Below are 22,568 nucleotides of genomic sequence, written 5' to 3' on the forward strand. Positions count from 1 at the left end.
AGTGCAAGTCGGCGTATGTGATCAGACGGTTCCGAACCAGCGGGTGAGTGCCTCACTCAGCCCCTTGTGCAGTTCCGGACCGGTGGCCTCGTGGTCGGCGGCCCATGCCACGTAGCCGTCCGGGCGCACCAGCAGGCCGACCAGCCCGGACTCCTGCGTGCACTGTGCCTCGACGTGCTGCACCCGGCCGGCCCGGGAGAGGCCGTCGGCCCAGTCCTGGTATGCCTGGCCGATCTCCGGACGGCCCGCCAGGTCGAGCAGCAGGCCGGTGCCGCGGTGCAGGTACTCGGGCAGCGTCCGCTCGCCCTGCGCGGTCCGCAGGTCAAGGTCGCGGGCGAAGTCACCGAGCAGCCTGTGCTCCGGGCCCTCGAGCTCGTAGCGAACCGTGACGCCGCTGAGCATCTCGGCCAGCTGCCGATTGACCTGCTCGTGGCCCATCAGGCTGGTGAAAAGGCTGCGCAGCTCAGTGACGTAGGGGTCGGGGTTCATCAGGGCGATCTGGGCACGGGTGTTGGCGATCACCTGCTGGGCCGGCTCCCGGCGCTCCGCCCCGTAGCTGTCGAGCAGGCCCTCGGGGGCCCAGCCCTTCACCGTCGCGGCGAGCTTCCAGCCGAGGTTGAGCGCGTCCTGCAGGCCCAGGTTGAGCCCCTGGCCGCCGACCGGGAAGTGCGTGTGGGCGGCGTCGCCGGCCAGCAGGATCCGGCCCTCGCGGTAGCGGTCGGCCAGGCAGGCCGAGTCGGTGAACCAGGACAGCCAGCGTGGTTCACGGGCGCCGAGGTCCTCGCCCCAGACCTCCCGAAGGCTGGCGGTGAGCTCGTCCATGGTGAGCTCGCTGCCGGGCTCCTTGCCCTGCTCGAAGTCGAAGGTGGCGATCCGGTGGTGGGTCTCGTCCAGCGGTACGCAGAACAGCAGGCCGCGCGCGGTGCGCTCCATGCCCATCGGGGCGTTCTCGCCGTCGGGCAGGATCACGTCGCCCAGCCGGGCGGTGACCCGGCCGCCGCTGCCGGGGAACGCGATGCCGGCCGCCTTGCGCACCAGGCTGCGGCCACCGTCGCAGCCGACCAGGAACTTGGCGCGCAGTGTGTAGGGGCCCTCGGGGCCGGTCACCTCCACCTCGACACCGTCCGCGTCCTGGCGCACCTCGGTGACCTCGTGGCCGCGCCGTATCCCGGCGCCGACCTCGACCGCATGCTCCTCCAACAGCCGCTCGGTGCGGGCCTGTTCGGAGAGCAGCGCGTAGTTCTGCCGGCTGTCGAGACTGGAGAAGTCGACCCAGACGTCCAGGCCGGCGAAGTGCCCGTTGTCCCAGGAGCGGGCGCCCTCGCGGAAGCGAGTGAGCAGGCCGCGGCGGTCCAACGACTCCAGCGAGCGGGCGTGCAGCCCGAACGCCTTGGAGTACGGGGAGCGTTCGGGCAGCCGCTCCAGGACGAGTGCGCGGACGCGGGCGATCCGCAGTTCCGCGGCGAGCAGTAGGCCGACCGGCCCGCCGCCGACGATGAGGACGTCGAAGTCCTGATCAGTGGACACGTTTTCACCCTTCATATACATGCGTTCAGTCATGCAGATAAGTGCGAGCATATAGATGCTCATCTGTCGTCATCGACTCGCCTCAGTCGCGCGAGAGAACGACGCGCAGCACCTTTGCCAAGACGTCCGCCGCGGCCCCCGCCGCCTGCGCCGCAGGCGCCCGCCAGGCCACGAAGCCGTCCGGCCGAACCAGCACGGCGCCCTCCGGTCCGACCCCGTACGCCTCGCCCCACCGCCCGGCCGGGTCGGCCAACTCCGGGCCGCCCACCCGGTGGGCCGCCAGGTCGATCCCCAGCCGTCGCCCCGCCTCGGCCGTGGCGGCCACCCATGCCTGGCCGCGCTCGCCCGCCAGCAGGGTGAACCCCGGCCCGAACAGGTCCAGGGTGGCGATCGGGCCGCCGGCACCGGCCAGCACCACGTACGGCGCCCGTGTGCCGGGCTCGCCGCCCAGAGTGCGCGGGTCGGAGGCGATCGGCAGCAGCTCGGTGCCGGTCTCGGGCACGACCGCGGTGGAACGGTAGGACTGCCCCATCGTGACGGTGAGCGCGTCGGCTGCCGCCTCCTGCTGCTCCGGGGTGGCGGTGCCGGAGCGCACCGCGAGCTGCAGTGAGCCCTGGGCCGCCGTGTACTCGCCGATCGGTCGACGCTCCGCGTCGTACGTGTCGATCAGGGCGCGGCCCGCGCTGCCCCGGATGACCAGGGCGAGCTTCCAGGCCGCGTTGTGCGCGTCGGCGATGCCGGTGTTGGCTCCGTAGCCGCCGGTGGGCGGGATGACGTGGGCGGCGTCGCCGGCGAGCAGCACCCGGCCGTGCACGAAGCCCTCGGCCACCTGCTCGGCCATGTCCCAGGGGAATCGGGAGCGGATGGTGACCTCGACCTCGGGCGAGCCGATCGCCGCGCTGACGAGCTCGGCGCAGCGCTCGTCGGTGAAGTCGTCCAGGCTCTCGCCGTCCTCCGGCCGGTAGCCGACGATCAGAGTGCCCTCGGTCAGCGTGTCGTCATGCACCAGAATGCCGGTGACCTGCGGGTTCTTCACATGGACCACGCTGTAACGGCGTTCGCCCAGCACGCCCCCCAGGTTTGCGCGAAAAGCGATGCTGACGTGCCGGGAGAGCACACCGCGACCCTGCCGGTCCACCTTGAGCGCCTCCCGGACGGCGGAGCGCGGCCCGTCGCAGGCCACCAGGTAGCTGCCGGTGAAGGAGGTGACGCCCTCGGCGGAGGCGAGCTGCGCGGTGACCTTGCCCGGCTGCTCGTCGAAGGAGAGCAGCTCGGTGCCGAACCGCAGATCGGCCCCCAGGGCCTCGGCCCGGGCGCGCAGCAGTGGTTCGAGCCGGTCCTGCGGGAGCAGCAGCAGTCGACTGGGCGTCAGGTCGGTGAGGCTGTCGGCTCCGTCCAACTCCTCTCGGCTGAAGAGCACTTCGCCGGCCAGCGACTCCACCCCGGCCCTGGTCCGATGGGACTCGAAGCCGGCTGCCGCCCGCAGCGCGGCCGGTTCCACGCCGGCCTGGCGCAGTAGTTCGACCGTGCGCGGGTAGTAGCCCACCGCGCGCGGGTGCACCGAGGTGCCGGGGTGGCGCTCCACCAGGGTGCACGGCACCTCGTGGTAGGCGAGGAAGAGCGCGGTCGACAGGCCGACCAGGCTGCCACCCACGATCAGTACGGGTGCTTCGTCGGAACTCATCGGATGTGTCGTCCCTCTCGTGTTGGGGCAGGGCGGGTCAGAGCGTGAGCGCGTAGGTGTCCCAGGTCGAGTCGGTGGTGAAGCCGAGCTTGCGGTTGAGCGCCACGACCGCGGTGTTGGAGGTGGAGTTGAACACCTGCACCAGGGCGAGCCCTGAGTTGGCGCGGGCCGCGCTGAGCAGCAGGTCGGCCTTGAGCCAGGTGGCGAGGGAGCGGCGGCGGTGCTCGGGAAGGACGAGCACCTCGCCGGTGTCGGCCATCGGCCCGTCCCGCACGAAGAGCGTTCCGTACCCGACGACCTGGTCGCCGCCTTGGGCCAGCGCGGCCACCCCGTACAGCCGGTGGCCCGCCCGGACCGCCTCCGCCTCGCGGGCCCGCACGTCGGCGGGGGACGGATCGCGCGGCCTGGCCTGCCCGTTGACCGGTGCGTCCAGTGCGCCCCAGGCGTCGGCGTAGGAGGCGACGAGCTCCTGCGGACAGGCCCCGGTCCAGTGGACCAGGCGGTAGTCGGGTACCGGCTGGCCGGCCGCGGACTCGATCACCGTCCGGGCCGGACCGGCCAGCAGCAGCCGGCTGCGCAGCGCGGTGCCGGTCCGCTCGGCGCCCGCCTGGTCGGCGAAGGCCCGAGCTGCCGGGCCCGCCGGTGCGTCCAGCAGTAGCGATGTCCGACCGCGGGCGCGCAGTTCGGCGCCGGCGGCGGCGAGCAGGGCCCGCCCGCAGCCCCGGCGCCGGGACCCCGGGAACACCCAGAGCGAACCGTGCCCGGGCCCGGCCGGATCGGCCAGGTCGATGCCCAGCTTCAGGCACCCTGCGGGCTGTCCGTCGAGGTAGCCGACCAGCAGGATCCGGTCGGCGCCGTGCCGACGCTGCAGCAGTCTGGCCAGCAGGGCCTCGGTCACCGGTGGGTCACCGGGCAGTTCCACGCTCATGGTCTCCCGAAAGCCCGGGAGCAGGGCGGCGACCGTGCTCGGGTCGTCTCCGTCGAGGCTGCGAATCTCCATGGCCGTCAGCCTCTCCGGCCGCTCTCGAAGAGACGTCCAGGAGCCTTGGGGCGATGGTCCGGATCGGGGTGGTGGTCTCGTCGACTCGTCCACCGCATGGGCCATCAGCGACCAGGCCGAGGTCAGGCGCCTCCGGTGACCCGCAGGGTCTCGCCGTTGATGTTGCCGTTCGCCGCGGATCCAAGGAAGACCACGGCGCGCGCGACGTCTTCGGGCTGCGACATGCGCCCGGACGGGAGACTGCGCCCCTTCTCCTCCAGGAAGCCGGGCGGGACGTTGGCGCGGACGGTCTCGGTCGCGGTCTGGCCGGGTACGACCATGTTGACCAGGATCCCCTCCGGCCCCAACTCCCAAGCCAGGCTGCGCATCAGGCCGAACAGGCCGGACTTGCCGGCGCCGTACGCGCCGGCGCCGGGCTTGCCGGTGTCGGCCAGCCCCGCACCGATCAGCACCACCCGGCCCCACTCCCGCCCGCGCATCACCGGGAGCGCGCTCTGAAGAGTGTGGAAGGCCGCCTCCAGCGAGGTGTGCAGGACCTCCTGCCACTGCTCGGGTGGGACGTCCTCGAATCGCGGTACGGGTCGACCGGGTCGGGGGATCGCCTCGCTCCACACCACGGCATTGGCCACCAGTACATCGATGCCGCCCCATTCCCGCCCCACCTCGCCGACCGCGTCCCGGATCGAGCGCACGTCCGCCAGGTCGTAGCGAACCACCAGGGGAGTGCCGCCGGCCTCCTTGACGCGGTCGGCCGTCAGCTCCGCGCCCTCCCGATTGCCGTGGTAGGTGATCGCGACCCTGGCGCCCTCCTGTGCGTACGCCATCGCGGTCGCCCGGCCGATGCCCGAGGAGGCGCCGGTCACCAGGACCACCTTGTCCCGCAGTTCCGTCTTCATGTGCCTTCCTTCCTCATGAGCCGGCCCCACTTTGCGGGGCCTGGCTGCTGATGCTCTGCCGGTGCCGGAAGAACTCGTACGGGTCGTAGGTCCGCTTCACCTCGCGCAGCCGGGCCGCGTTCCGGCCGTAGTAGGCGCTCTCCCAGTCCTGCGGCACCCGGGAGCTGGGAAAGTTGATGTAGGAGCCGCAGCCCAGCGGGGCCAGCGCGGCCTCGCAGCGGTCGGCCCAGGCGGTCAGCTCGGCCGCGGTCCCGGCGGACGGCTCGGGCTCGCGGCTGGCGATCTGATAGCCGACCAGGAAGCGCGCGTCGCGGTGGGCGTACGCGGTCTCGGTCGGGTCGATCCGGTTGGCGGCGCCGCCGACCGCGATGCACAACAGGTAGCGCTCCCGCTCGATCGACGGGTCCCAAGCCTCCAACAGCGCCGATGCCTCGGCGACGGAGGCCGCCCGTGCGGTGAAACGGTAGCTCTGGCGGGTGTAGGGGTGGCGATGGCCCTGCGCGACCGGGTTGGTCCCGGTGCGGTGGCACTGCTCGACCGTCTTGGAGTCGCACAGCGCCTCGTGCATCACGTCCGCATACGCCCCGCGCGGGCGCACCTCGCGGATCATCGGCTTGGCCCCGGCCCGCTCGGCCAACTCGTCGAGCAGGCACTCCAGTTCGCGGCTGGATCCCAGATGGACGCCCCAGATCTTCACTACCGGGAGCCCGGCCGGCCCGAACATGCCGGGCAGTACGACCAGGGAGGTGCCCAGCTCGTCGGGCCCGGCCACGCACCAGTCCTGCCAGGCTGCGAGCAGCTCCGGCGCGTCCCGGTACTCCCACAGCGTTTCGAAGCCGGTCATCTCGGGGGCGTCGATCGGCCGCACCTCGAACTCGGTGACCACGCCGAAGCTGCCGCCGCCCCCGCCGCGCAGCGCCCAGTAGAGATCGGGCTCCTCGGTCGCCGAGCAGTGGACGAACCGGCCGTCGGCCAGCACCACGTCGGCCCCGACGATCCGGTCGGAGCCGACCCCGAACATCCGGGTCTGCCAGCCGATGCCGCCTCCGGTGAGGAAGCCGGCCGCGGCGACGGTGGGGAAGGTGCCAGTGACGATCTGCCGCCCCTGGCGCTTCAGGACGTCCAGCGCGTCCAGCGACTGGGCGCCCGCGCCGAGTCGGACGGTCGATCCCAGGGCGAGCACCCGGTTCATCCGGGACACGTCGACCACCAGGCCCGAGCCGGTGGACCACCCGTTGAAGCTGTGCCCGCCGCTGCGCAGATGCACCCGGTATCCCTGCTCCTGGGCATCGGCGAGGCAGGCGCGGACATCCTCGGCGCTCTCGCAGTACGCGATGGCGCGGGGCGAGACCGTGTCGTACTCGGTGTTCTGTAGCTGCCGGGCGAACGGATAGCCCGGGTCGGACGGCAGGACGAGATCGCCCTGGAGTCGGTCGCGCAGCATGATCCCTCCAGATGAGCGCCCGGCTGGCGTCCCGGCGGACGCCGGCCGGTCCGCACGGTCGGCGTGCGGCTACTTGTCGATGCCGAACTTGCGGGCCGTCACCTTGGCCCCGTCGTGGCCGCGCAGGAGCTTGCCCTGCGGGTCGTAGAAGTTGGCACCGCCGGTGCCCTCCCAACTGCCATCGGGGAGCAGGGCCGCCTCGACGCGGATGTGTGCCTCTCCGACGTGCACGCCCTCCTCGTTCACCGCCAGGATGTGGAAGTTGTACGAGAAGGCGTCGGGGCCGGTGCTCTCCCAGTTCCCCAGACCGATGTTCTTGGTGTTCACCTGGGTCGACACCACCGCGCCGTCGCCGGTGAACGCGACCAGGCCGACCACCGACTTGCCACTGTCGTCCAGCACAGTGGTCCAAGTCCCCAGCAACCTCTCGTCCGCCATGACTGCCTCTCCTTCTGCCGTGGATGGGCGCTTCTGCGCGCCGACCCGAACGCTGGCCCGGCGATCTCGAAGAACCGTCGGAGCGGTCTGAAGCCGCTGGCGGGCAGTCGGGATGCTCTGGCGATTCAGAGGCGTTCGAACGAGCCTTCAGACCGGCCCCCCACAGTGCCCGGGAGCGATGGGGAGGACGGATGGGACGGTTTTGGACGCTGATCTTCGAACGCTGCCTGTGCCCGGTGGGGCGGGCCATCGTCGCCTACGGGGTGCTGCACCTGCCCGAGGCGTCGTGCCACCCGGATGACCACCGCGCCCTGCTCCAGGGGCCTCCCGCGGGGCACCCCGAGAGGCTGTGTCCCGAGAGCTCCCTCAGCCGGGCGGAGTCGCTGCTCTGGGCCGAGCTCTTTCCCAAGAGACCGACCCGGTTCTGGCGATGACCAGGCGCGGAGCCAAGGCCATGCCGCCCCGGCCGCCGTGCGCCCATGTCTCGCCCGACGGCGTCGATGCGGCCCGCAAGCAGCTCACCGAGGCGGGGCTCAGCATGTACGCCGCGTTGACCGGTCTGGACCTCGAAAACGATGTATGCATGTACTCTTCCACATGCTTGTCAATCAGCAATCACTTGTCGTCCTGCAGATGTTCGACCAGTCATCGACTCGCCTAGAATGGAGAGCTATGGAGACCACGCCGCAGCAGCAGAGCTCGTCCCGAGCCGACGAGCTTCTCGACGCGGTTGGGCCGGCGTTCTCCCGGTTGCGGCGCAACGCGGCGCTCAACGTCGTGAAGAAGGTCGCCCCGAAGGACCTCACCAGGACCCTGGTGCTCAATATCGTCCAGGAGGGCGCGGCCCAGGACGGCCAGGAGATCACGGTCGGTGTGATCGGCGAGCGGCTCGCCGTCGACCCCTCGGTGGCCAGCCGGATGGTCTCCGACTGCATCTCGGCCGGCTGCTTGCTCCGCGTCGCTTCCCAGCTCGACGGCCGCCGCACCATCCTGCGGCTCACCGAGGCGGGCGAGGAGATGCTCAGGGGCTTCCGCGACCACCAGCGGGCCTCCTACGAGCGGATCACCGAGGAGTGGCCGGACCAGGAGCGACTCGAGTTCGCCCGCCTGTTGATCAAGTACGTGGACACGCTCGCCCAGCTGCAGCGCGCCGCCGACTCCTGATCTGAGCACGGCCGGCCCCGCTCACGCGGTGAGGCGGGCGACGAGCTCGCGCTTGAGGACCTTCCCGCTGGGCCCCAGCGGGAAGGCGTCGACGAACTCCACGTTGCGCGGGTACTTGTACGCGGCGAGCCGGGTCCTGCCCCACGCGACGATCTCCTCGGCGAGCTCGGGTCCGGGCCGGAAACCGGGCCTGGCCACCACGACCGCGCAGACCTCCTGGCCGTGGCGTTCGTGAGTGAGTCCGACGACCGCGACCTGGGCGACGGCCGGGTGGTGCACCAGCACCTCCTCGACCTCCCGTGGATACACGTTGAACCCGCCGCGCAGCACCATGTCCTTCTTGCGGTCGACGATGGACAGGTAGCCATCGGCGTCCTTGCGGCCCAGGTCGCCCGACCTGAACCAGCCGTCCACGATCGCCTCGGCGGTGGCCTCGGGCCGGTTGAGGTACCCGGCCATCACGTTGTGGCCCCGGATGACGACCTCGCCGAGTTCGCCGGTGGGCAGCAGTTCGATCCGCTCCTCCACTTCGGCGCGGGCGATCTCGACCTCCACCCCCCAGATCGGCCGCCCCACGGTGCCGGGCCGGCACGGCCAGGCCCGCTGGTTGTAGGCGACCACGGGCGAGGTCTCGGTCAGGCCGTACCCCTCGTAGATCTCGCAGCCGAACACCTGCTGGAACTCCTGCAGGATCTTGACGGGGAGTGAGGCCCCGCCGGAGAACGCCCGATCGAGGGCCGGCCGCCGCGGGTCGGCCGCCGCCGCGTCGAGCAGGGCGAGGTACATCGTCGGCACCCCCATGAACACGGTGCAGTCGCGAGCCACCATCAGGTCGAGCGCCCCGGGGCCGTCGAACCGCTCCATCAGCGCCAGGGTCGCGCCGGCCCGGAAGGTGGTGGCCATGCCGCAGATCTGGCCGAACGTGTGGAAGAGCGGGAGGCAGCCCAGCACCACGTCGTCCGCGCCGAGGTCGAACGGCGAGAGCATCGAGACGGTGACGTTCATGACGATGTTGAGCTGCGTCAGCATCGCCCCCTTGGGGTGGCCGGTGGTCCCCGAGGTGTAGAGGATCAGTGCGACGTCCTGCGGCCGGCAGGGCACCGGGCGGTCGATCGGCACGGCCCGCTCGGCCAGCACGTCCAGTCGTGGCCGGCCGACGTCGCCCTCCTCCAGCACGGTGAGCACCGCGACGTCGGCCGATTCGGCGGCGGGCAGACCCTGCTCCAGCAGCGGCGCGGCGCACACCAGTGCCTTCGCCCCCGAGTCGCGCAGGACGTAGTCGATCTCGTCCGCCCTGAGCAGCGCGTTCACCGGTACGACGACCGCGCCCAGCGCCAGCACGCCGAAGTAGGCCATCGGGAAGTGCGCCGTGTTGCCGAGCAGCAGGGCGACCTTGTCCCCGGGGCCGACTCCCTGCTCGTGCAGCACCGCGGCGTACTGCCCGGACCGGGTCCACAGTTCGCCGTACGACACCTGCTGCGCCCCGCACACGAGGGCCGGGTGCTCCGGCCTGCGCGCCGCCGTGTCGGCCAATATCGCCGCGACCGAAATAGACATGGCAATCCTCGCTCACCCGAACGGAAAGGGCCCGAATTGGGCACAAGGAGCATCCCACGAGTCGGCCCCGGTGTGGGTCGCGGATTTCCACCCGCCGGTATTCGTCCGGTAACCGGCTCTCCTTGGCCCTCCGATGGAGCGCCGATTACCGGACAGTGGACGCAGCCGGGATAACCGGCCTGTACAGCCGCCGGGGGCGCCTTCTAGGGTGGGCCGCAGATCGACCAAAGAAACCAATCACAGTCTTCCTCAAGGGAGTTGGAATCCATGACCGACCTGATGGACTTCTTCGCGCAGCAGCTGGATGAGATGAACGGCCAGCGGCGCGAGTTTCTCGAAATCGACCGTATCGCCGGGCGCTTTCCCAGCGCCGTCGCGCGGGACCGGTACGACGGCAGTTCCTCGGAGGTCAGTGTCTGGTGCAGCAACGATTATCTCGGAATGGGTCAGAATCCGAGTGTCCTGGCCGCGATGAAGCAGGCCGTCGACGAATTCGGGGCGGGTTCGGGCGGCTCGCGGAACATCGGCGGAACCAACCACTACCACGTTCTGCTGGAGCACGAGCTGGCCTCACTGCACGGCAAGGAGGCCGCCCTGATCTTCAGCTCCGGGTACACGGCGAACGACGGCGCGCTGTCGGTGCTCGCCGGCCGCAAGGACGACTGCCTGGTCTTCTCCGACGAGCTGAACCACGCCTCCATCATCGACGGACTGCGCCACAGCGGCGCCGAGAAGAAGATCTTCCGCCACAACGACACCGCCCACCTCCACCAGCTGCTGGCCGCCGCAGACCCCGCGCGCCCGAAGCTGGTGGTCCTGGAGTCGGTCTACTCGATGTCCGGTGACGTCGCGCCGCTGGCGGAGATCGCCCGAATCGCCAAGCTCCACGGGGCGACCACCTACATCGACGAGGTGCACGCCGTCGGCATGTACGGGCCCGAAGGCGCGGGGATCGCCGCTCGCGAGGGCCTGGCCGACGAGTTCACCGTCGTCATGGGCACCCTTGCCAAGGGCTACGGCACCGCCGGCGGCTACATCGCCGGACCGAGGATGCTGATCGAGGCGGTCCGGAACTTCTCCCGCTCCTTCATCTTCACCACTTCGCTGGCGCCCGCCATCGCGGCCGGCGCGCTGGCCGCCGTCCAGTACCTGCGCTCCTCGGACGTCGAGCGCTCCAGGCTGGCGGCCAACGCCCAGCTGCTCCACCGGCTGCTCGACGAGCGGGACATCCCGTTCGTCTCCGACCAGTCCCACATCGTGTCGATCTTCGTCGGCGACGACGCCACCTGCCGCAAGGCATCCGCCCTGCTGCTCGGCCGTCATGGCGACTACGTCCAGGCCATCAACGCCCCCAGCGTGCGCACCGGCGCGGAGATCCTGCGGGTGGCGCCCGGCGCCGTGCACACCGCCAGCGACGTTCAGAAGCTCGCCGAGGCGCTCGACCAGATCTGGCGCGAGCTCGACATCCCGCGGACCGTGCGCCCCCCGCGGATCGCCGCCTGAGCAGGGCCGCCCGCTGCGTTCCCAGGTCGACACCAACGGCTTTTGAGGTGGGTCCGGGACGATCCGGTGGTCCGCACCACCGTCGCCCACGATTGGAACGCAGTGACAGCACATCCTTCCGGCGGCTCCACAGCGTCGCTGTACGCAGACAAACACTACGTCGCGGCCATCCTGGCGACCCTGGAGCAGCGCGGCGACGACGCCGTGCTGCTCTGGCAGGGAGTCTGGGTCAGCGCGCTGGAGTTCCGCCAGAGCATCATCCGTACCGCCGAGGGCCTGCGCCTGCTCGGGATCGGGTCGCAATCCACGGTCGGCCTGCTGACGGAGGCGAACAGCCCCCTGGCGCTCACCGCCCGTTACGCGGCCCACCTGCTGGGAGTCACCGTCGTGCACGTGCGCTCGACGAACCCCGGGCCGTCGGCCCCGCAACTCCCCGCCGTGGCGCAGGCGCAGGCACTGCGCGACAGCGCGGCCGACCTCCTGCTGGTCGACCCGGCCCACGCCGACCAGGGGCGCGAGGCGGTCCGGCTGCTGGACCGCCCGATCCGGCTGGCCGGCTTCGGAGCGTGTGGCGCGGGGATCACGGACCTCACCACGGCGTCCGGCGCCGAGTGGAGCGAGCCGCCCGCGTTCGCCGCGCCGGACCCGGCCGTGGTGACGTACACCAGTGGCAGTACCGGAGAGCCCAAGGGGATCTGCCAGTCCTTCACCGCCTGGAACAGCACGGTGCTCTCCGCCTACCCCACGCTCGCGAGCGTGGGCACGATCACCTTCCTGGTGGCCACCCCGGTCAGCCACGCCGTCGGGGTGATCCTGGACATCGTGATCGGCGCGGGCGGCAACGTCGTGCTGCACGAGCGCTTCGACCCGGCCCAGGCGCTGCGCGCCATCGAGGCCGAGCGAGTCACCGGCACCTACATGTCGGTCCCGCAGCTCTATGCCCTGCTCGACCAGCCGGAGCTCGCGGGCACCGACGTCTCCTCGCTGCGCCAGCTGATGTACAGCGGCTGCCCGGCGGCGCCCGGCCGGCTGGCGGAGGCCGTCCGTACGTTCGGCGCCGCGCTGATGCAGAACTACGGGACCAGTGAGGGCGGCCGGATCACCCTGCTGAGCCCCGCCGACCATCAACGGCCGGAGCTGCTCGCCAGTGTGGGCCGCCCGTATCCCGAGGTCGACCTGCGGATCTGCGACCCCGACACGGAACAGGTCCTCCCGCGGGGCCGCACCGGCGAGGTCTGGTTCCGTTCACCGAACATGATGGCCGGCTACCTGGGAGACCCGGAGCTGACCGCGCGTACCCTGCGTGACGGGTGGCTGCACACCGGGGACCTGGGCTACCAGGACGCCGAGGGCTACCTGTACCTGGTCGGGCGGATGAACGACCTCATCAAGTCCCGTGCCACGAAGATCTACCCGGCCTCGGTGGAACTGGCCCTGATGACCCATCAGGACGTCGTGCACGCGTGCGTCTACCCGATGCGGGACGACGACCGGCTGGAGCACGTCCATGCCGCGGTGGTCATGCGCCCCGGCGCCGTCTGCACCGCCGAGGTCCTGCGCAAGCACGTCGCGCAGGCGCTGTCGCCGCTGCACGCCCCCGTTCGTGTCGTCCGTCACCCCGAACTGCCGCTGACGCAGGCCGGCAAGGTGGACCGGCGCCTGCTGCAGTCCTGGGACGAGTCGGCACCCGTGTTGGACGACTAGTGAACCCGCCCGCCCCGAGCGAGCCCTCACCCCGGTTCCGGGTGCTCGGGCCCCTGGAGGTCACGGGCGGCGACGGCGCGCGCCTGCCGCTGAGCGGGATCCGCCAGCGCGCGGTCCTGGGCCTGCTGCTGCTGCACGCCAACCGTGTGGTGGCCACCAGCGACCTGGTAAAGGCGCTCTGGCCGCACCACGCGCCGCCGACGGCGCGCAAAGTGCTGCAGAACGCCGTCTCCGCGCTGCGGGCGACCCTGGCCGCCGGCGACATCGGCACGGCCCATGCGGAGCTGCTCAGCCGGGCGCCCGGCTACCTGCTGAGGCTTGATCCCGACGGTGTGGACCTGAGCCACTTCCGGCGTCTGGCACAGCAGGGGCAGGCGGAGCTGGCCGCCGGTTCTCCGGAGTCGGCGGCCCGTCTGCTGCGGGAGGCGCTCGCCCTGTGGCGCGGCTCCGCGCTGCAGGACCTGCAGGAGTCCGGGGTCCGCTGGCCGGAGCTGGCCGGCCTGCAGAGCGCCAGGATGACCACCTGGGAGGACTGCTTCGAAGCCCTCCTGGCGTCCGGCCGCCATCATGAGGCCGCCTGGGAGCTGGAGGTCGCGGTCGACCTCGACCCGACCCGGGAGCGGATGTGCGGCCTGCTGATGCTGGCGCTGTACCGCTGCGGTCGCCAGGTCGACGCGCTGACCGTCTATCGCCGCCACCGGTCGCGACTGCTCGACCAGTTGGGCCTGGAGCCTGGCCGGACCCTGCGGAGCCTGGAGCAGGCGATCCTGAACCAGGACCCGGCGCTGGACCTGTCCGGCACCGGGCCGGCGGCGCGAACCCCGGCCGTGGCCTTCCGGCCGGTCGCCTCCCCGGTGCGCACCTCGGTGCGCACCGGGGCGCCGCCGGGCACCTCGCCGCCGGCCGCCGCGCCACCGGTCAGCCTGGTCGACCGCGGCCCCGAGCTGGAGATGCTGCGCAGCGTGCTCCGGCTGACCCAGCGCCGCCGGGAACCCCACCTGGTGACCATCCTGGGCGCACCCGGCAGCGGCAAGAGCCGCCTGATCTCCGAGTTCCGGAGCATGCTCCGCAAGGACGAGGGAGCCGTCCGGTGCCTGGTCGGCCGCACTCCGCCGCCCAGCGTCGGCCAGGGGCTGGCCGCCCTTGCGGAGATCGTCAGGTCCCCGGCCGGCGCGGCGCGCCGGGGCGGGCTCGGGGCCGACGCCGGGCCGGGCTCGGAGAGCCTGGCCGCGTACCGGGGAGCGCTGCAGCAGATGGCGGCCGTGCGGCCGCTGGTGGCGGTCCTGGACGACGTGCACTGGGACAACGGGGTGCTGCTGGACTTCCTCGACGACGTGGTCAGCACGACCTCGTCGGTGCCGCTGCTGCTTGTGGTGGCAGCTCGGCCAGAGCTGCTGGAGGTCCGGCCGGCTTGGGGTGGCGGTCGGTCGCGTACGACCACCATCACGCTGGACGCACCGCCGGCGCGCCCGGCCGACACGGCGCTGCACGGGTCCGGCATCGGCTTGACTTAAGAACTTCATAGCCTAATCATTAGGCAATGAACTATAACGAAGGGGCGACCCCCGACGACGAGCCGTTCAGTGACACCTCACTCGGGCAGCTGTTCGCTCATGCCGCCAGACTGTCCGGCAGCGTGTGGCTGCGACTGCTCAACGACCGCCTCGGCATCGGATGGACGGCGTTCAACGTCCTGCGCCAGCTCGACAGCGAGGACGGCCAGACCTCAAAGGACATCGCGCGGGTCGCCATGGTCGCGGCCCCGACCCTGACCGGCGTGGTGGACACCATGGAGAAGGACGGGCTGATCGAGCGGCGCCGCTCGGAGACCGACCGACGGGTGGTCCGCCTGTTCCTCACCGAGGCGGGCCGGCAGCGACTCGCGATGTCCGCCGGTGAACTCTCCGAGAGGTTCGACGTCCTGTTCGAGCCGGTGGACCCGGCCGACGAGCCGGCGATCCGGCAATTCCTGATCGCCGCCGTCGAGCGCTTCTCCATCGAACTCGGCCTGCCGCCGGCGCATCCGCCGCAACCCTGACCAAGCATCCGGGAGACTGCCCATGCTGATCCGACTGCTACGTACCCACCTGGCGCCCTATCGGGGAGCCATCACTCTGGTGCTCCTGCTCCAGTTAGCCCAGACTCTGGCCACGCTCTACCTTCCCGCCCTCAACGCGGATCTCATCAACAAGGGCGTCGTCATCGGCGACACCTCCTTCATCGTGCGAAGCGGCGCCCTGATGACCGCGGTGTCCGCGGCGCAGATGCTCTGCTCACTGATCGCCGTCTACCTCGGCTCGCAGATCGCCGTCGGCGTCGGCAGCGACGTACGGGCGGCTGTCTTCGCCCGCGTGCAGAGCTTCTCGGCCCACGAGTTGAACCACTTCGGCACGCCCTCGCTGATCACTCGCAGCACCAACGACGTCCAACAGGTCCAGACGCTGGTGCAGATGACCCTCACGCTGATGGTCGTGGCCCCGCTCACCTGCATCGGCGGCATCGCCATGGCGTTGCGGCAGGACTCCGGGATCGCGGTCATCGTGCTCATCGCGGTGCCGTCCCTGGCCGCCGCTGTCGCGGTGATCGTCAGCCGGATGGGGCCGCAGTTCCGCGTCATGCAGACCCGCATCGACCACGTCAACCTGGTGCTGCGCGAGCAGATCAGCGGCGTCCGGGTGATCCGGGCCTTCGTCCGGGACCGGCGCGAGCAGCGGCGCTTCGCCAAGATCAACACGGAGCTGTCGGTCGCCAATCTGCGGGTCGGCCGGTTGATGGCGCTGATGTACCCGACCGTCCTGCTGGTGATGAACGGCTCCTCCGTGGCGGTCCTCTGGTTCGGCGGGCATCGGATCGCCTCCGGCGCCATGCAGGTGGGATCGCTGACAGCCTTCCTCACCTACCTGGTGCTGATCCTGATGTCCGTCATGACGGCCACGTTCATGATGATGTCCGTCCCGCGGGCCGCGGTCTGTGCCGAGCGGATCATCGAGGTGATCGACACCGAGCCCAGCATCAGGCGTCCCTCCCAGCCGGCCACGCCCTCCGGAGCAGGTGAACTCGACTTGCGGGGTGTGGAGTTCCGCTACGCCGGGGCCGAACAGCCGGTGCTCAGCGGCATCGACCTGATCGCCCGCCCGGGCCGGACCACCGCGATCGTCGGCCCGACCGGCAGCGGGAAGAGCACCCTGCTCAACCTCATTCCGCGCCTGGTCGACGCCACCGACGGGACCGTCAGCATCGACGGCTGCGACGTGCGCACCCTCGCCCCCGAGGCCATCTCCTCGGCCGTCACGCTGGTGGCACAGCGCCCGTTCCTGTTCTCCGGAACCGTCGCCTCGAACCTGCGCTATGGCAAGCCCGACGCCACCGACGAGGAACTCTGGCGGGCCCTGGAGATCGCCCAGGCCCGTGACTTCGTCGAGCAGATGCCGGACGGGCTGGAGACCGCGATCTCCCAGGGCGGCACCAACGTCTCCGGCGGCCAGCGCCAGCGGCTCGCGATCGCCCGCGCCCTGGTCCACCAGCCCCGGATCTACCTCTTCGACGACTCCTTCTCGGCCCTCGACTACGCCACCGACGCCGCCCTGCGCAGCGCCCTGGCCCGCGAGACCGCCGGCGCCACGACCGTCATCGTCGCCCAGCGGCTCAGCACGGTCCGCGACGCCGGCTGCATCGTCGTCCTGGACGAGGGGCGGGTTGTCGGCACCGGAACACACGACGAACTGATGAACACCAACCAGACCTACCGGGAGATCGCGCTCTCCCAACTTGTCGATAGCGAGGCTGTCTGATGCTGACGAAAGAAAACGAGGGCAGGCAATTATGAGTCGTCAGAAGGCTGAGAAGCCAAGGGACTTCCGAGGCAGCAGCCGTCGCCTGTTCGCCATTCTGCGTCCCGAACGAACACTGGTGGCGGTTTCCCTGCTCATCTGCGCATCGAGCGTCACCCTGTCGGTCATCGGTCCGAAGATCCTCGGCCACGCCACCGACCTCATCTTCGCCGGCGCCGTCGGCGGCCACCTGCGAGCCGGTACGACCACGGCCCAGGCCGCCCAGGAACTGCGCGACCAGGGCCACCGCGCCCAGGCCGATGCCCTGACCGCGCTGCACGCCGTGCCCGGCCAGGGAATCGACTTCGACCAGGTCGGCAACATCCTGCTCCTCGCGTTGGCCGTGTACGTCGTCGCCGCGCTACTGATCCTCGCGCAGGGACGCGTGACCGCGGTGATCGTGCAGCGCTCGATCTTCCGCCTGCGGGAACAGGCCGAGGCGAAGCTCTCCCGCCTGCCGCTGCGCTACTTCGACGGGCAGCCGCACGGCGAGGTGCTCAGCCGGGTCACCAACGACATCGACAACGTCAGCCAGACCTTTCAACAGACGTTCAGTCAGGTCGTCAACTCCCTGCTGACGGTCGTGAGCGTGCTGGTCGTCATGTGCCTGATCTCGCCGTTGCTCGCCCTGATCGCGCTGGTGACCGTGCCGGTCTCCATCTACGTGGCGACCATCGTGGGCAAGCGCTCGCGCGCCGAGTTCGGCCGGCAGTGGGCCATCACCGGACGTCTCAACGGCCACATCGAGGAGATGTACACCGGCCACTCCCTGGTGAATCTCTTCGGTCGCCAGGAGGAGGCCATGGAGACCTTCGACGAACACAACACGGCGCTGCGCACGACCGGTTTCAAGGCCCAGTTCATCGCCGGCGCGATCCAGCCCGCGACGATGTTCATCGGCAACCTGAACTACGTCCTGATGGCCGTCATCGGCGGTCTGCGGGTCGCCTCCGGCACCCTGTCCATCGGCGACGTGCAGGCGTTCATGCAGTACTCACGGCAGTTCAGCGCGCCGCTCACCCAGGCCGCGAGCATGGCCAACGTGATCCAATCCGGAGTCGCCTCCGTCGAACGCGTCTTCGCCCTGCTCGACGAGCCGGAGCAGCAGCCCGACCCGCTCGAGCCGGCCAAGCCCGGCCTGGTCCGCGGCCACATCGAGTTCCAGGACATCTCATTCGACTACACCCCCGGCTCACCGCTGATCGAGGGCCTCTCGCTGGCGGTCAAGCCCGGTCAGACGGTGGCCATCGTCGGGCCCACCGGCGCCGGCAAGACCACTCTGGTCAACCTGATCACGCGGTTCTACGACGTCACGGCCGGCCGCATCGTCCTCGACGGCGTGGACATCGCCGCGATGTCGCGTGACGACCTCCGCTCGAACTTCGGCGTCGTCCTGCAGGACGCCTGGCTCTTCGGCGGGACCATCGCCGAGAACATCGCCTACGGCGCCGAGGACCCCACCCACGACGAGGTCGTCGCCGCCGCCCAGGCCACCCACGTGGATCACTTCGTGCGGACCCTGGCCGCCGGCTACGACACCGTCCTCAGCGGCGACACCTCCGGCGTCAGCGCCGGTGAGAAGCAGCTGATCACCATCGCCCGCGCCTTCCTGTCGAACCCCGCGATCCTGATCCTGGACGAGGCGACCAGCTCGGTGGACACCCGTACCGAGGTGCTCATCCGGCAGGCCATGCAGTCGCTGCGCCAGGGCCGGACCAGCTTCGTCATCGCCCACCGCCTCTCCACCGTCCGGGACGCCGACGTGATCCTGGTGATGGAGTCCGGCCGCATCGTCGAACAGGGCACCCACGAGGACCTGCTCGACGCCCAGGGCGCCTACGCCCGGCTGTACGCCGCACAGTTCACCCAGGCCCTCACCGCGGTCGACTGACTGACCGACCGTTTTCACGGCGCCTTGAACACTCCTTGAACACTCCTGGAGGCCCGGCGGCGATCCTGGCCGAGCAGACCGTATCGACGACGTTGAGGCAGGTAAGACGGTGACCAGGAAGTCCAGTACGGGACCGGACACAGACCGTAACGCCAGGTCGGTCCGCCGCTTGGTGAACGAGATGCACGCCGGGCATGGGTTCGACCGGCTCGACGAGTTCTACGCGCCGGGCCATCTGGAGCACGACCCGCGCGTCTCGCCCGGACCGACCGGCCTGCACGACTTCTGGCAGGAGCTGCTCCAGGGCTTCCCGGACCTCACGGTGACCCTGGACGTCATGGTCGCCGACAACGACCGGGTGATGGCCTTCCTGATCTGGCGCGGCACCCAGCGCGGACCGCTCGCCGGACAACCCGCCGGCGGCAGGGAGTTGGAGCTGCACACCAGCGAGCTGTTCCGACTTCGGGACGGCCTGGTCGTCGAGCACTGGGCCGTCGTCGACTACTCGATCCTGCGGACCTTCGGCATGACCGCCCGCCAGGGGCCGGGCCCGGACCGGCCGCAGCTGCTCGGTCCGCACAGTGCCACCGAGGAGGCCAACGCCGCCGTCATCCTGGCGGCCTACCGGGAGGTGCTGTGCGAGCACCGTCTGGAGCGCGCCGACGCCTACTACGAACAGCACTACATCCACCACAATGCCCAGATGCCCGCGGTCCCCAACGGAGTCGAGGCGTTCAAGGAGTACTTCGCCGGCAACTTCGCCCGGTACCCCGACCTGACCGCGACCGTTGACCAGGTGCTCGCCTCGGGCGACCGCGTGATGGTGTTCGCCACCTGGCGCGGCCATTTCACCGGCTCCTCGCGCGGCCGGGGCCCGACCGGCAAAGCCCTGCTGATGCACACCTCCGACCAGTTCCGCCTGGTCGACGGCAAGGTCGCCGAACACTGGGAGGTCGTCGACTACTCCGGGCTCGAGGACGTCGGCATCCCGATCCGCTCCTTCACGGCGGCCGGGCAGGGCTAGCGGCCGGGCAGGGCTAGTGCTGCTCCGCGGATGTTCACGGAGGTGTCCGGTGCACGGTCCAGCGCGGGTGGTCGGCCAGACACGCTTTCCCGCCGGTGCTGTCAGTAGTGCGTACTAGACTGATCGTCATGTCTGCCACCGCGCCCACCGCCCGCCGCCTGCGCGCGCGGTGGGCGGTCGGGCGGCTGCCGTGGTCGGCGGGGGTGTGGCGGGATACCGCGTTCGTCGTCGCGGGGGTGCCGCTGCATGCGGCGGGGGTGGTGGCCACGTTGGCGCCGCTGCTGCTGGGGCTGACCGCCGCGCCGCTGTCGGTGAGCCTGACCGTGATGCTGCTGGCGACGGTGGTCTTCGGTGCCGTCGTCGCGGTGCTGCTGGTCACCTGCGTCCCGCTGCTGACCAGGCTGCAGCGAAGCCGGCTGGCCGCGCTGTCGTCGGTTCGCCTGCCGCGCCAGCCCGAGGGTGCTCCGCGCCTCACGCACTGGCGCGCGGTGGTGGCGACCCTGCGCTCCGAAGCGCTCTGGCGCCAGGTCGGCTACCACGTGCTGGCCGGGCCGGCCGCCGCGCTCGGCGCGCTGCTGACCCTGGGGCTCTGGGCGTGCGGGGCGGCGCTGGCGCTGCTGCCGTGCTACGGCCTGCTGCTGCCCTCGGCGAGCGCGCTGAGTCTGCGGACGCAGCCGGAGTCGGCCGCCGTCGCGTGGGTGCTGGGGATCGCGCTGCTGTTCGCCGCTCCGCTGGTGGCCGGCGTGGTGGCCCGGGTGGATGCCCGCTGGGCCCGCAGGCTGCTCGGCCCCAACCGGGCACGGGAGTTGCAGCGCCGGGTGGATCACCTCGCGGTCAGCCGGGCCGCCGTCCTGGCGGCGGCCGACACCGAGCGCCGCCGGATCGAGCGGGACCTGCACGACGGCACCCAGCAGCGCCTGGTCGCGATGGCGATGAAGATCGGTATCGCCCGGGCGACCAACCCCGGCTTCCCTCCCGAGGTGCAGCGGCTGCTCGCCGAGGTGCACGGCGAGGCCAAGCTGGCGCTCTCCGAACTGCGCGACCTGGTCCGCGGCCTGCACCCGGCGGTGCTGGACGAGCAGGGCCTGGACGCGGCGCTGTCGGGGATCGCGGCCCGCGCGCCGTTCCCGGTCAAGCTGCACGTCTCCGCGGAGGCCGAGGGCCGGGCCGAGCCGGCCATCGAGGCCGTCGCGTACTTCGTGGTCTCCGAGGCGCTGGCCAACATCGCCAAGCACGCCGAGGCCTCCCGGGCCGACATCCACCTGGAGCGCGCCGCGGATATCCTGCGGGTGACCGTGATCGACGACGGGCGCGGCGGGGCCGACCCGGCGCGGGGGAGCGGCCTTACCGGGCTCACCCAGCGCGTCTCCTCGGTGGACGGCACCTTCCGTATCAGCAGTCCCCTCGGGGGACCGACCAGAATCACCGTGGAGCTGCCGTGCGAGCTGTGATCGCCGAGGATTCCGTGCTGCTGCGGGCCGGACTCGTCCAGCTGCTGCAGACCGCCGGGATCGAGGTCGTCGGCGATGTCGGCGACGCCGAGGCCCTGTTGGCGCTGGTCGAGGAGGTGCGCCCGGAGCTGGTGGTCACCGACGTCCGGATGCCGCCCTCGCACAGCGACGAGGGGATGCGTGCCGCGCTGACGATTCGTCAGAAGTGGCCCGGTACGGCCGTGCTGCTGCTGTCGCAGTACGTCGAGGAGCGCTACGCGGCGGCCCTGCTGTCCGGCAACACCCGCGGGGTGGGCTATCTGCTCAAGGACCGGGTGGCGGATGTCGCCGAGTTCATCGAGGCCCTGCACCGGGTCGCCGGTGGCGGGACGGCGCTGGACCCGGAGGTGGTCGCCCAGCTGCTGGTGCGCAAGAAGAGCGACCCGCTGGACCAACTGACCCCCCGCGAAAGGGAGGTGCTGGCGCTGATGGCCGAGGGCTGCTCCAACGCGGGCATCGGGCAGGCGCTGGTGGTGGGCGACAGTGCGGTCGCCAAGCACATCAACAACATCTTCGCCAAGCTGAATCTCTCGGTCGCCGACGGCGAGCACCGCCGGGTCCTGGCGGTCCTCCGCTTCCTGGGCGTCCAGGCGTGAGCGATACCGGGGGCGATACCGGGGGCGATACCGGGGACGGGGGGAGTGAGCGGGCCTGGATAGCGGTGGCGGCGGTGACGGCCGTGGTGCTGCTGGTGCCGGCCGCGGTGGTCGGCTGGGCCTGGCTGGGCCACACCACTCGGATCGACGACGTCCGGCTCCAACACCGGGTCACCGCACTGCGCCTGGACGTGCCGGACGGCTCGGTGGTGCTCCGCCCGGGCCCGGTGGACCAGGTGCACGTGCACTCCACTCGCAGCTGGACGCTGCGCGCGCCCGAGGTCGAGCAGAGCTGGGACGGCGACACCCTGAGCATCCGGGTCACCAGCCCCGGGCCCGACCTGGACGGCCTGGCCGCCACCGTCGCGCTGGAGATCGAGGTCCCGCCGCAGGTGTCGGTGGACGCGCAGACCCGCTCGGCCTCGCTGGATCTGGCGCACCTCCAGGGCGACCTCCAGCTGCAGACCGGCTCCGGGGCGGTCACCGTCGCCGACGCCCAGGGGCGGTTGCGGGCGCTCAGCGACTCCGGCGCGATCCAGGCCGGCGCGCTCGCCTCGCCGATGGTCGACGCCCAGAGTCACTCCGGCGGGGTCAGCCTGGAGTTCGCCGCCGCGCCGCGCCAGGTCTCCGCCTCGCTGGGCTCGGGCGAGCTGGCGGTGGTCGTCCCGCCGAACAGCCGCTACCGGGTGGCCGGTTCGGCGGCCGGCAGCGGCCTGCGGATCGCCGACGGCCTGGACGATCCAGCCTCGGACCGCCTGATCACGGTCGAACTCGGCAACGGCCAAGGCAAGTTGGGCTACTGAGCCTAAGCAGTATCGAC

19 protein-coding genes are annotated in these 22,568 nt (G+C 71.0%); 12 read left to right on the forward strand and 7 right to left on the reverse strand.

From position 1 onward, the window contains the following. Positions 1–21 precede the first annotated feature (21 nt). From P3T34_RS30095 to P3T34_RS30120, 6 genes are all read right to left on the reverse strand, one after another. The gene (locus P3T34_RS30095) at positions 22–1,527 is read right to left on the reverse strand and encodes an FAD-dependent monooxygenase (protein WP_280669173.1); all 1,506 of its coding nucleotides are present in this window, start codon (positions 1,525–1,527) and stop codon (positions 22–24) included. 82 nt (positions 1,528–1,609) lie between these two features. Next, on the reverse strand, positions 1,610–3,211 hold the full coding sequence (locus P3T34_RS30100) for an FAD-dependent monooxygenase (protein WP_280669174.1): 1,602 nt from the start codon (positions 3,209–3,211) through the stop codon (positions 1,610–1,612). A gap of 37 nt (positions 3,212–3,248) precedes the next feature. Further along, a complete protein-coding gene (locus tag P3T34_RS30105) occupies positions 3,249–4,211 on the reverse strand; it encodes a GNAT family N-acetyltransferase (RefSeq protein ID WP_280669175.1) in 963 nt (320 codons plus the stop codon). Between the two features lie 122 nt (positions 4,212–4,333). After that, positions 4,334–5,107: an SDR family oxidoreductase gene (locus P3T34_RS30110; protein WP_280669176.1), complete on the reverse strand. Its 774-nt coding sequence runs from the start codon at positions 5,105–5,107 to the stop codon at positions 4,334–4,336. Between the two features lie 13 nt (positions 5,108–5,120). Next, positions 5,121–6,551, reverse strand: a complete 1,431-nt coding sequence (locus tag P3T34_RS30115; protein WP_280669177.1) for an FAD-binding oxidoreductase — start codon at positions 6,549–6,551, stop codon at positions 5,121–5,123. A 69-nt stretch (positions 6,552–6,620) separates the two neighbouring features. Then, complete coding sequence (locus P3T34_RS30120; protein ID WP_280669178.1) at positions 6,621–6,989, reverse strand: hypothetical protein; 369 nt, start codon at positions 6,987–6,989, stop codon at positions 6,621–6,623. A 191-nt stretch (positions 6,990–7,180) separates the two neighbouring features. On the opposite strand from P3T34_RS30120, the gene P3T34_RS30125 reads away from it, so the two are divergent. Next, positions 7,181–7,423: a DUF6059 family protein gene (locus tag P3T34_RS30125; protein ID WP_280669179.1), complete on the forward strand. Its 243-nt coding sequence runs from the start codon at positions 7,181–7,183 to the stop codon at positions 7,421–7,423. A 238-nt stretch (positions 7,424–7,661) separates the two neighbouring features. Beyond that, positions 7,662–8,153 (forward strand): MarR family winged helix-turn-helix transcriptional regulator, encoded by a 492-nt coding sequence (locus P3T34_RS30130; RefSeq protein ID WP_280669180.1) that lies wholly within the window; start codon positions 7,662–7,664, stop codon positions 8,151–8,153. A 21-nt stretch (positions 8,154–8,174) separates the two neighbouring features. On the opposite strand, the gene P3T34_RS30135 is transcribed toward P3T34_RS30130, so the two are convergent. After that, the gene (locus P3T34_RS30135) at positions 8,175–9,710 is read right to left on the reverse strand and encodes a long-chain fatty acid--CoA ligase (protein ID WP_280669181.1); all 1,536 of its coding nucleotides are present in this window, start codon (positions 9,708–9,710) and stop codon (positions 8,175–8,177) included. Positions 9,711–9,977: 267 nt separating this feature from the next. Here P3T34_RS30135 and hemA point away from each other — a divergent pair, with 267 nt between their 5' ends. The 10 genes from hemA (at position 9,978) to P3T34_RS30185 (ending at position 22,551) form a co-directional block, all read left to right on the forward strand. After that, positions 9,978–11,213, forward strand: a complete 1,236-nt coding sequence (gene hemA / locus P3T34_RS30140; RefSeq protein WP_280669182.1) for a 5-aminolevulinate synthase — start codon at positions 9,978–9,980, stop codon at positions 11,211–11,213. Between the two features lie 102 nt (positions 11,214–11,315). After that, a complete protein-coding gene (locus P3T34_RS30145) occupies positions 11,316–12,917 on the forward strand; it encodes a fatty acid--CoA ligase family protein (protein ID WP_280669183.1) in 1,602 nt (533 codons plus the stop codon). Continuing rightward, the gene (locus P3T34_RS30150) at positions 12,917–14,431 is read left to right on the forward strand and encodes a BTAD domain-containing putative transcriptional regulator (RefSeq protein WP_280669184.1); all 1,515 of its coding nucleotides are present in this window, start codon (positions 12,917–12,919) and stop codon (positions 14,429–14,431) included. Before P3T34_RS30145 ends, P3T34_RS30150 begins: the two co-directional genes overlap by 1 nt. 26 nt (positions 14,432–14,457) lie before the next feature. Then, positions 14,458–14,955, forward strand: coding sequence for a MarR family transcriptional regulator (locus P3T34_RS30155; protein ID WP_280669185.1), 498 nt, complete (start codon positions 14,458–14,460; stop codon positions 14,953–14,955). A 22-nt stretch (positions 14,956–14,977) separates the two neighbouring features. Then, positions 14,978–16,708 (forward strand): ABC transporter ATP-binding protein, encoded by a 1,731-nt coding sequence (locus P3T34_RS30160; RefSeq protein ID WP_280669186.1) that lies wholly within the window; start codon positions 14,978–14,980, stop codon positions 16,706–16,708. 31 nt (positions 16,709–16,739) lie between these two features. Next, positions 16,740–18,638, forward strand: a complete 1,899-nt coding sequence (locus P3T34_RS30165) for an ABC transporter ATP-binding protein (RefSeq protein ID WP_280669187.1) — start codon at positions 16,740–16,742, stop codon at positions 18,636–18,638. Positions 18,639–18,810: 172 nt separating this feature from the next. Beyond that, positions 18,811–19,662 carry an ester cyclase family protein gene (locus P3T34_RS30170; RefSeq protein WP_280669188.1) on the forward strand — a complete coding sequence of 284 codons (852 nt, stop codon included), beginning with the start codon at positions 18,811–18,813 and terminating at the stop codon, positions 19,660–19,662. Positions 19,663–19,790: 128 nt separating this feature from the next. Continuing rightward, complete coding sequence (locus P3T34_RS30175) at positions 19,791–21,113, forward strand: sensor histidine kinase (RefSeq protein WP_280669189.1); 1,323 nt, start codon at positions 19,791–19,793, stop codon at positions 21,111–21,113. After that, positions 21,101–21,748: a response regulator transcription factor gene (locus tag P3T34_RS30180; RefSeq protein ID WP_280669190.1), complete on the forward strand. Its 648-nt coding sequence runs from the start codon at positions 21,101–21,103 to the stop codon at positions 21,746–21,748. The genes P3T34_RS30175 and P3T34_RS30180 overlap by 13 nt, the downstream gene beginning before the upstream one ends. A 74-nt stretch (positions 21,749–21,822) precedes the next feature. Then, positions 21,823–22,551, forward strand: coding sequence for a DUF4097 family beta strand repeat-containing protein (locus tag P3T34_RS30185; RefSeq protein WP_280669191.1), 729 nt, complete (start codon positions 21,823–21,825; stop codon positions 22,549–22,551). The last annotated feature ends 17 nt before the right edge of the window (positions 22,552–22,568 follow it).

The organism is Kitasatospora sp. MAP12-44 (genome assembly GCF_029892095.1).
Taxonomy (GTDB): Bacteria; Actinomycetota; Actinomycetes; order Streptomycetales; family Streptomycetaceae; genus Kitasatospora.

What these genes read in the sequence shown, in the direction of transcription:
- P3T34_RS30105 (WP_280669175.1), bottom strand. Translation starts at nt 4,211, where the DNA reads ATGGAGATTCGCAGCCTCGACGGAGACGACCCGAGCACGGTCGCCGCC.
- P3T34_RS30110 (WP_280669176.1), bottom strand. Translation starts at nt 5,107, where the DNA reads ATGAAGACGGAACTGCGGGACAAGGTGGTCCTGGTGACCGGCGCCTCC.
- P3T34_RS30160 (WP_280669186.1), top strand. Translation starts at nt 14,978, where the DNA reads ATGCTGATCCGACTGCTACGTACCCACCTGGCGCCCTATCGGGGAGCC.
- P3T34_RS30130 (WP_280669180.1), top strand. Translation starts at nt 7,662, where the DNA reads ATGGAGACCACGCCGCAGCAGCAGAGCTCGTCCCGAGCCGACGAGCTT.
- P3T34_RS30100 (WP_280669174.1), bottom strand. Translation starts at nt 3,211, where the DNA reads ATGAGTTCCGACGAAGCACCCGTACTGATCGTGGGTGGCAGCCTGGTC.
- P3T34_RS30155 (WP_280669185.1), top strand. Translation starts at nt 14,458, where the DNA reads ATGAACTATAACGAAGGGGCGACCCCCGACGACGAGCCGTTCAGTGAC.
- P3T34_RS30120 (WP_280669178.1), bottom strand. Translation starts at nt 6,989, where the DNA reads ATGGCGGACGAGAGGTTGCTGGGGACTTGGACCACTGTGCTGGACGAC.
- P3T34_RS30125 (WP_280669179.1), top strand. Translation starts at nt 7,181, where the DNA reads ATGGGACGGTTTTGGACGCTGATCTTCGAACGCTGCCTGTGCCCGGTG.
- P3T34_RS30135 (WP_280669181.1), bottom strand. Translation starts at nt 9,710, where the DNA reads ATGTCTATTTCGGTCGCGGCGATATTGGCCGACACGGCGGCGCGCAGG.
- P3T34_RS30115 (WP_280669177.1), bottom strand. Translation starts at nt 6,551, where the DNA reads ATGCTGCGCGACCGACTCCAGGGCGATCTCGTCCTGCCGTCCGACCCG.
- P3T34_RS30175 (WP_280669189.1), top strand. Translation starts at nt 19,791, where the DNA reads ATGTCTGCCACCGCGCCCACCGCCCGCCGCCTGCGCGCGCGGTGGGCG.
- hemA (WP_280669182.1), top strand. Translation starts at nt 9,978, where the DNA reads ATGACCGACCTGATGGACTTCTTCGCGCAGCAGCTGGATGAGATGAAC.
- P3T34_RS30165 (WP_280669187.1), top strand. Translation starts at nt 16,740, where the DNA reads ATGAGTCGTCAGAAGGCTGAGAAGCCAAGGGACTTCCGAGGCAGCAGC.